Below are 3025 nucleotides of genomic sequence, written 5' to 3'. Positions count from 1 at the left end.
GGCCGGCGGCGGGCGAAGTGCTGTATGCGCGCTCCCTGCGGGGGCCGCCCGCTCGCGCCTAGCTGCCGGCGCATTTCTTTTTCTCTTTTTGGTAATACCCCGCCTTACCCGCGGCCAGGCTGCATGCAGCTGGCTGGCGGGTCGGGCTGCTTTTGGCATTTCTCATGTTTTCAGTTATTTATAAACCCTTTATTCTTTTAGCCTTCGCTGCCGGACCTGTTGTTGTTGCCGCGCAGGAAGCGCCAATGGCTGCCCGCACCCGCACGGCCACGCCGCTCACCGGCCGCGTGGTCGATGCCGCTACCGGCGAGGGCCTGCCTGGCGCCAACATCATTTTCGATGACTTGAAGCAGGGCACCGCGGCGGGGCCCGATGGCTCGTTCAGCTTTGGCAACCTGCCGCGCGGACGCTTCACGGTGCAGGTGCGCTCGCTGGGCTACAATACCGTGACCGAAACCGTGGATACCGGTAGCGGCCAGCCGCTGGAAATCAAGCTGACGGCGGCGGCCACCGAGATTGGGCAGGTAGTGGTAACGGGCGTGAGCCAGGCCACGCAACTGCGCCGCTCGCCAGTGCCCACGGCGGTGGTTGACCGCACCCGACTGAACCAAACCTCGGGCTCGAACCTGGTGGATGCCATTGCCCACACGCCCGGCGTGGCCCAGATTACGACTGGGGCGGCCATCAGTAAGCCCGTGGTGCGCGGGCTGGGCTACAACCGCGTCATCACGCTGAACAACGGCGCCCGGCAGGAAGGCCAGCAGTGGGGCGACGAGCACGGCATCGAAATCGACGAGTTCAGCGTGGACCGGGCCGAGATTATCAAGGGGCCGGGCTCGCTGCTGTATGGGTCGGATGCGATGGCCGGCGTCATCAACTTTGTGGCGCCCGACCCCATCGCCGAAGGCCGCATCAAGGGCACAGCCACAGCCAATTACCAGACCAACAACCATCTGCAGGCCTATTCTTTCGAGAATGCGGGCAATTTGAACGGCTTCAACTGGCTGGCGCGGGGCACCCGCAAGGTGGCCGGCGACTACCAGAACCGCTACGACGGCCGGGTGTACAACTCGGGCTTTAATGAGTGGGACGCCAACGGCTACGTGGGCCTGAACAAAAGCTGGGGCTACTCGCACCTCACCTTCAGCAGCTTCAACCAGCGGCTGGGACTGACCGAAGGCGCCCGCGACCCGCAAACCGGCCGCTTCCTGAAGGACGTGCCCAGCGGCGACTCGACCGCGAGCGTGCCCGTGACCGACGGCGACTTGCGCGGCTACGGCTTGGCTGTGCCGCAGCAACAGATTAATCACCTGCGCATTGGCACCGACAACAGCTTTATTCTGGGCAGCAACGGCGGCCGGCTGGGCCTGCAGGTGAGCTACCAGCAGAACCTGCGCCGCGAGTACGGCAACGTGCTCGACCCCGCCGAAACCTCGCTCTATTTCCAGCTGCGCACCGTGGACTACTCGCTGCGCTACTTCCTGCCCGAGCGCAATGGCTGGAACCTGACCGTGGGCACCAGCGGCCTGCACCAGCAAAACCAGAACCTGGGCGTCGAATTTCTGATTCCGGCCTACCGCACCAACGAAGCCGGCGTGTTCGGCGTGGCAAAGAAGACGTTGGGCGCACTCGACCTCAGCGGTGGGCTGCGGTACGATGTGCGCCAGATTGCGGCCGACAAGCTGCTGCTCGACGGCAGCGAGCGGCCCAGCCAGGACCCCGCGGCTGAGATGAAGTTTCCGGGCTTCCGCAGCACCTTCCGCAACTACAGCGGCAGCCTCGGGGCGGCGTATAACGTGAGCGAGAAGCTGACGGTGAAGGCCAACATTTCGCGCGGCTTCCGGGCACCCAACATTGCCGAGCTGGGCTCGAACGGCCAGCACGAGGGTACTATTCGCTACGAAATCGGCAACGATAACCTGGCCGCCGAAACCAGCCTGCAGGTGGATGCCGGCGTGAGCTACGTGACCGACCACGTGCGCTTCGGCGTCGATGCCTTCACCAACAGCATCAGCAACTACATTTTCACGCGCCGCCTGCTGGCCGCCGGCGGGGCCGACTCGCTGCGCGACGGCACGCTGGCCTACAAGTACGACCAGGGCCAGGCCCGCCTCTACGGCGGCGAGGTAAGCCTCGACTTTCACCCCCACCCGCTCGACTGGCTGCACTTCGAAAACTCGTTCTCGATGGTGCGCGCCCGCCAGCTGAACGTGGCGCCCGACGAGCAGTACCTGCCCTTCATTCCCGGCGACCGGCTGCAGTCGGAGCTGCGGGCCAACTTCCGCCGCCAGGGCAAGCGCATCACCAACTCCTACGCCCGCGTGCAGCTCGAGCGCACCTTCGCGCAAGACCGGTTCTACTCCGCGTTCGGCACCGAAACGGCCACGCCGGGCTACACGCTCATCAACGCCGGCGTGGGCACCGACGTGGCGTCGGCCACCGGGCGCACGCTGTTCTCGCTCTACCTCACGGCCAACAACCTGTTCGACGTGGGCTACCAAAGCCACCTGAGCCGCCTGAAATACGCCGACTACAATGTGGCCAACGGCCGGACCGGCGTATTCAACCAAGGCCGCAACGTGAGCGTGCGGCTGGTAGTGCCGCTGAGCTTTAAGTAATTCCTCTCGGCAAGCCGCTCCGCGCTTCGCATGTTGAGGCGCCGGTGCGTGGCTTTCCGCCTTACCGGCCCGCTGCTTCTGAATGAGGCGGCGGGCCGGTTTTTTTATGCCGTAAAAATGCGCGTTCTTTCGTGGGAATTCCCAACTTATTCTTTTTTCTGTCCGACGATGACTAAACCGTTTACGCACCTGCCCAAGGCCCGCACCACGCTGCTGCGCTCGCTGCAGAAAGCCTTTCATCTGGCCGTAGTGGCCAACAAGCCCGACGCGCCGACTGCTGAGGAGTTGGCTAAGCTGGCCACCAGCCAGCCCCGCCGCGACTTCCTGGCCGCTACGGCCAAGCTGGGCGTGCTGGTGGGCGCCGGGGGCCTGCTGGCCGCCTGCGAAAAAGTAGCGCCCGAGCCCGC

2 protein-coding genes are annotated in these 3025 nt (G+C 64.8%); both read left to right on the top strand.

Annotated features, from left to right (window positions below):
* Nucleotides 1-245: 245 nt before the first annotated feature.
* Nucleotides 246-2618, top strand: coding sequence for a TonB-dependent receptor (locus ACYVDE_RS18790; RefSeq protein ID WP_460503080.1), 2373 nt, complete (start codon nucleotides 246-248; stop codon nucleotides 2616-2618).
* A gap of 168 nt (nucleotides 2619-2786) precedes the next feature.
* A partial coding sequence (locus ACYVDE_RS18785; protein ID WP_460503079.1) for a hypothetical protein occupies nucleotides 2787-3025 on the top strand: 239 nt, incomplete at its 3' end.

It is taken from the genome of Hymenobacter agri, assembly GCF_054778495.1.
The sequence above is the reverse complement of the archived record's forward strand: the minus strand, read 5'-3'. Positions and strand labels throughout refer to the sequence as shown.

Excerpts from the sequence above, each read along its gene's own strand:
- ACYVDE_RS18790 (WP_460503080.1), top strand. The coding sequence starts at position 246 with ATGGCTGCCCGCACCCGCACGGCCACGCCGCTCACCGGCCGCGTGGTC.